The sequence below is a fragment of the Actinoplanes sp. NBRC 103695 genome (assembly GCF_030269485.1).
Lineage (GTDB): Bacteria > Actinomycetota > Actinomycetes > Mycobacteriales > Micromonosporaceae > Actinoplanes.
In genome coordinates this window covers 1-6,578 of the sequence record NZ_BSTL01000080.1, presented here as the reverse complement: position 1 = coordinate 6,578, position 6,578 = coordinate 1, and the positions used below count along the sequence as shown (strand labels likewise).

The 6,578-nt window shown below is 65.4% G+C and carries 1 protein-coding gene; it reads right to left on the bottom strand.

The window, feature by feature from the left end; all coding sequences use genetic code 11:
- Nucleotides 1-6,542: hypothetical protein (locus QSK31_RS48205; RefSeq protein ID WP_285691945.1), on the bottom strand; the 6,542-nt coding region annotated here is incomplete at its 3' end.
- Between the last annotated feature and the right edge of the window lie 36 nt (nucleotides 6,543-6,578).

The following is a 6,578-nucleotide window of genomic DNA, read 5'->3' as shown; positions in this document are numbered from 1 at the left end:
ATCGGCGGCATCGCGGTGTGGGTGTCTGGCCGTCGCGGGCGGGACGTCGCTGTGGTGGTGGCCTCGGCGGGCAGGGGTGCGAATCGGGCGCTGTCGAAGGTGCTGGGCAGACGTCCCGCATCGATCCTGTTCAACGGACGCGCGAACAGGTCGTCGTCCGACTCGGAGTCCGATCCGGGCTCCGAGTCGGGAGCCTCACGATCCCCCCACCCGTCAGAAGCACCGTCCGGCGCCGACCGCGCAGCCGGTTCCGCACCGGGCCACGGGGCCGGCCCGACATGTAGCGGTGGCGGCGGAAGTTCGGAATCGGTGAGGTGACGGTCCTGCACACCAAGGTGCTCGGCCAGCGGGCGGCCCTGCCGGGCGGCCAAGCTCCGGGCCAGCGAATCGATGTCGCGATGACCGCTGAAGCTCCTATTCATGTCCGGGAACACCACTGGATCGAAACCCTGGTCGATCAGCAGCCGGTGCAGCAGCAGGTCGATGTTCACCCGGGCATTGCCATCCGGGTGAAAATGACCGATATGCAGCGCCACGATGGTCTCACTGATCGCACGCAATTTGTCGAGCGGCCCCGCGGCCGCCGCCACAGCGGTGTAGTACCGATCCAGGACCCGGTCGACCAGACCCGGCGCCTCCTCAGCCGAGTAATTCGACACGAACACCGGCTCACCCGCGCGCCGCGTATCCAGCACGACAACCGGGTCCTCCGCCCGGTTCGCAGACACCAGCGGCCGCCCACCGATCCGCAACTCACCCACGGACACGGCCAGCGCTCCATACACCGGGGAGACACTCGGATCAGGCGCACCGTTCTCCGTGGTCTGGCCGGTCCACCTCGAACCACCCGGGAGATGCCGCACCACCACAGCGTGCATCTGGTGATACTTCACGGAGTCGACCCGACCCACCGGCACCGCCGGGAAAAGATAGGCGCGGTACGCCTCCACCATACTTTCCCGGAACCCCGGCTCCTGGTCATGGTCGTAATACAGACCAGGATCCGCCGGCCGCCACTCCTGCGCCAACTGCTGGTGAAGCGGATCGATATACAGACGCCACCACTCGGCCTCCGGACCACCACCACCACGACGACCGAACCCAACAACCCCCGGCCCGCCCATCCCGCCGGAACCACCACTCCCGGACGTCCCGTCGAACCAGTCTTGCAGCTCCCGTACCGCCGCCGTCTCCGGGCCGTCCTCCGACCGGACCGCCGGAGCAAGCTCATCAACGATCTGGTTCACCGACCATGCCAGGGCAACGAACTCCTCCAGAGCCCGCCCAAACCCCATCTGCCGGATCTGCCGCTGCACATCACTGACCAGACCGGCATCACCACCAGGGCCATCATTCACCACACGGCCGTTCACCTGCGCAACGAGGTTGTCCCACAACCCACGAACACCCGCACCGTCGAGCACACCCGCCACCACCGGACCCAGCCGCGACAACAACTCCCGCAACGCCCCATGCCGCGCAACCAACTCCCGCTCAGTCCCCGGAAAACCAGGACGAGCAACACCCTCCCCCACCTCACCCGGCAACGCCATAAACACCGACGGGCCACCACTGCCATGACGGTAGTAATCGCCGACACTATTTCCGGCATATGCCAACCCATCAAAGTTCTCCTGATCCGCCGGATCCCGCCGGCGCACCTCAACGCCCGCCAACTCCCCCAACTTCCCCAGACCATCCAGATCCCGAACCGGCCCACCACGCTGCCCAAACCCACCACGTCCGGAATCAACCCCCACGCGGACCTCCGGCACAGCCCGCGGTGGGGAGGGATTGAGCCACGTCTGGGTCCTCAGATCGAATACCCGGGAGTTCCCCGCGGCGTCCACGTGGTATTCCCAGTCGCCGATCCGGGTGACGGGGAGGAGCCGCACCGGTCCGCGAGGGGAGTTCACAAAGGCGAAGGCTGAATATTCCGCAAGCGTCTCCTCGATCGGGGGCAGCATCGACGGAAGGCCCTGCCCCATGCGAAGGTCGGAGACCAGTCCGCGGGCCCGCTCGTACGTTCGCAACAGGTTCTGTGCGTCGCCCTGACGGACGACGTTCGCCTCCATGCGGAATTTGTCCCAGGAGTCGATCGCACTGCGTACAGCCTCTAACGGATCGGCGGACACTTCCGAGGCGTCCGACACCTCCGAGAGGTCCGAGGGATCCGAGACGTCCGCCGTGGCGGCCATCACCTCGGACTCCAGCTCGGTTAGCCAGCCCTGGACCGGCTGGTCATGGGTCGCCGAGATCCCCTTCAACCGGCCGACGAGGCCCTCCACGGACGGCACCGGGAACGTCCCGGATTCCGTGGCGGCGAGCCGATGGGCATGGGTTATCTCGCGCGTGATCCGATCAAGATCAGCCGCCGTCAGGACCGGGTGGGCGACGGCCTCCACCGTCTCCATGATCGACTTCGGCTCGCCCGTGCCCGAGGAACCGCGATGCCGGTCAAGGACCCACTTGACCGGTTCGTCGCTCCCGTCCACCATCAGGTCCGCACCGGTCAGCGCGCTCCTGTCGACCAGACCGAGAAAGTGCGCGACCTCGTGCACCGCCTCAAGATCGGTGATGTCCGGCGACCACAACAGCTGGTTCGTACCCGCCTGCGGGCCATTCACCCCGATCGACCGGTGAGCCGCGGCGGGATCATCGACGAACCGCAGATTCACGTTCAACTGACCAGGTTCCACACCCGCCACATAACGCTGGTTGAAGAAGCCGGCCGCCACTTGCTCGAGCTGTGCTCGCCGCTCCGGCGGCAACCAATTCGCCGACAACCGGAGCGTGAAGTCATGCACCCGGCTGCCGTCAGCCGTCACCAGTTCCCGATAATCGAAGGCCGTATCGCGCAACCGGTAGTCCACCAGCGGCCTCGCCTTGCTGGGAGCCTCCCGACCCGCGTCGCGGTAGGAATCCTTGACCAGTTCCGGCACCGCTGAGGGCGGGCGAAGCCTTTCCATGACGTCGGTCGACGGCCTCTCCGGCATCACGACCACCGGAGCAACGGACTCCCGCAACAGACTGACGTCGTCCGGTTCGACCCACCGTCCCGCCGGCCTCGGCTGCGCGACCGCCTCACCGGCGGCGTCCGGACGGGAGCCGACCGGAGCCCGGTTGTACCGCGAGGGATCATCATCCCAGTTCGAGCCCTGCGTCCAGTCGGACGGACCAGGACCCGGTGCATAACTGTACGGAGAACCGAAAGGCGCCGCCTGCGAGGGAGGTGAGAACGCCGGCAGGTACCCCGAGCTCTCGGGCGGCCGGCCCACGCTGAGCGGCGGCACCTCGGTGAGAGCCAGATAATCCGCGACGTGCACCCGGAACCGGCGGAACAGCTCGCCACGTACCCGATCGAGCGCATCCCACCGCTCCAACGGCCGCTGACCGCGCGACCGCCGCACGTCGTTCATGAACTCGGTGATCGCAGCCGTCGTCCGCGGCGACGGCGGGAACGTAAAGCTGACAGTGGGCTCGGCGCTCCCCGAGTAAAGGTTTGCCCGCCCGATCCCGCCGTCGTGGCGGCGCGCGCCGGCCGAGTAGAGCGGGTCCTCCTCGAATCCGGCTCCCGTGGTCATCACAGGAACCGGAGCGGGCCGCCCACGGCCGCCGGTAACCATGTTGGCCAGCCCTGCCGTCAGGTCCTCCGGCATCGAACCCGACAACGTGTAAACGTATCTCTGCAAGTCGTCCGGATGGGCACCGCCGACGCCGAGCGCCGCGCCGGGAAGAAGACCCTCGTGACGGATCGCCGCATAGTTCTCCCGGCGGGCCAGGTGGATGTGCACCTGCACACCGTCAGGCAACGGTCGGGTAGTCCTGAGCTCACGCTCCAAAAGGTCCAGGTTCGCCGGCGACGGCGTGCCGAACGGCGTATACACCCGGGCCGCCGCGTGCGCCGATGCGCCGGGGATCAAGATGGGCTGTGCGGACGAACCGGTTTCCGCGCGTTGCCGGCGGATGTCACTGACTTCCGCTCTGACCAGGTTCCGCAACCCCTCCACGAGGCCTTTGAGCCGGCGAATCCGGGTACGGTTGAACGTGCGGATGGATGTCGACAACCGGTCATGATGATCCCGCCAGTTCTTCAATGACCCCTTGACGACGTTCATGACGAACTCACGCTCATCGAGATCGTTCACGTCGGCGACCAGGTACCTGCGCAACGCCTCCTGAACCGGGTACCACCTCGATCCCTCGCGCGCCTCCTCCCGCAGGGCATCGTTGACCACGTCCGAAGCGATCCACGCGTCCGGACCGGTCGGCGGCTGCCCGGCCCACGGGGCGCCCGCATACGGATCGAACTCGTCTGCATCGGCCGGAAGGGTTTGGGCAGTGTCGCCGGGCCACATGCTCTCCAGACCGGACGTGAGGTCGCCGATTCCGTAGTCGGGGGCCATGCTGGTATGGCCGCCGTCGTCTTCCACGTCGCCGCCGCCGCGCGAGTCCCAACCGCCACTGGCGGCGGCCGATTCATTCTGCAACTCCTGGATCCGGTCCACCAGCGATTCGGTGGCCCGAAGGGTGTCTATTGCCTGCTGGTAGATGTTGAGCGCGTCCCGGTAGCTTTGAGCCGAACGAAGATGACGAGGAACGTCCGCTGTCAGAGCTTCGGCATATCTCTCGTTTCGTGTTGCTTCAGTGAGGTTTCCCTCGGCCCGGTACAGCAGATCCGCCAGATCGTCGGCTCCGAACGCCGGCGAACGAGAAGATCTTCTGTTACCTCCGAGTGCGTTCTCGATGTGCCGATTCTCTCGAGCCACCCGTTTGTCATGGCGGACGAGGTTGTCGACGACAGGAGTAATTTCGTTCTCACGTACCTTGTCTCGCTCTTCCTGTTCGTAAACAGAGATGTGTTCACGCGTGCGGTTCCTGATCTTCTCTATCATCGAAGCGGTGGTCGAGCCTCGCGGAATCCGGCCGCGGTCCCGGCGTCTCTCCATGGCCCGCATGCCCTGCGGGTCCCGGTTGTCGCTGGGACTCGAATCAAGCTGGTACGACATGTCCACGACCGGGATGCGCCTGCCGCTGGGTTCGGTGTCGCCGAAGATGAGATTGTCGAGGGCCACCTCGGCCAGCCCGACCTCGATGAGCTGCTGCCTGGAGGGGGTCGTCGTGTTGAAGCCAAGTGGGTCGCCGGTCGAAGTCAACTCCAGCTCCGGCAGATGATTGATCACATGATTTCTGATCGCTTCCGCGTCGTTGATCAGGAAGTCGTACGCCTCAAATGGGAGCGCATCACGGAACTCAAGAAAGTTGCCACGCTGATTCAGCACCAGGAACTGCCGGGCATAAATGTATGCCGGATAGCCGATTATCTGATATTGGTAATATGCCAATTTGCCGATAATCAATGCTTCCAGCATCGGAAGAGCGATACCAAAATAGCCACCCACTGCTCGGTGCCGCCAAGGAAGCATTCGCCCATCGGAGTACCGGCCGGATAGGCTGTAGATCTCTCGACTGAGCCGGATGCCTCTTTTGAGCATCAAGTGGGGGATGTCGCCCTCGTCGGTCATCACGCCGTCATAGTTCTTCTCGGCGTCTCTCAGCATCCGATACCATGTGTAGTTGCGTTGGCCCTGCGTCCATTGCACGTCGAGCACACGTCCGAAAGAGCCACCGATGAATTCGACGGACTCACCGAAGGTCTCGTCCTGGCTCTCCGGCACGGGAAGGAATCTGATGCCCCGGACGCCTGCCAGTACCTCACCAAGCGCAACTCGAGTGCCTCTAGGAACGTTCAGGACGGCTGCTACGGCAGCTTCGTGCTCCGAGAGGACAGCCGCGGAGTCCGCTTTGTGAAAGGGCTTGACGCTGATCTCGAGGATACCGACGACATATTGGTTGCCGTTGGAAAACGTCCGAGGGGCGTCTTCCGACATGAATACGAACCGATCAGATTCGGCCAGAATCGTTCGAGCATCGTAGGGGAAGTTTTCTTGGCCCCTGAGGGCGATCTCGACCTGAATCTCGGTCTCGAGGGACGTCCGCCCCCTCGTGAAGGCGCCAGGTACGTCGGCCTGCGTCGGCAGCTCCGTGCCGTGATCGAACGAAGTCGATGCATAGGAGCCGGAGTGCTCGCGGTGCGAGCCCCGCCTGCGCCCGGCGCCACCATGGAGTCCACCGCCGGCCAGCACGGCCGGCGGGTCGCCGTCCGCCCGGTCCGCGCCGAAGGTCACGACGGTCAGCAGCGGACCGTACGGCCGGCCGTCCTTGAACAGCTGGAACGCGTCCTTCTGCCGATGCTGACCAGCCACCTGGACATAGCCGCCCGTCACCGGATGCCGGACAGCCATCAGGTCGTGGCCATCCGGCAGAGCCGCCGGCCTCGGCGCATCCATCGGCATCATCATGTCCGGCGTGATGGTCACGGTGGTGCCGGGCACCGTGAACGCCACGCCGAGCTCACGAGCGGCAGGCATGATCCGCACGCCGCGGGCCCGGTCAGCGCCGACCTCCTCATGCTGGTCGTTGATCGCCCGAACGCTGTTGTCGGCAGCTTCGAGCAGGTCGGTCCGGCCGGGCAAATCCACGGGCAGGCCGTGATCGTCAGCACGTCGTCCGGCGTC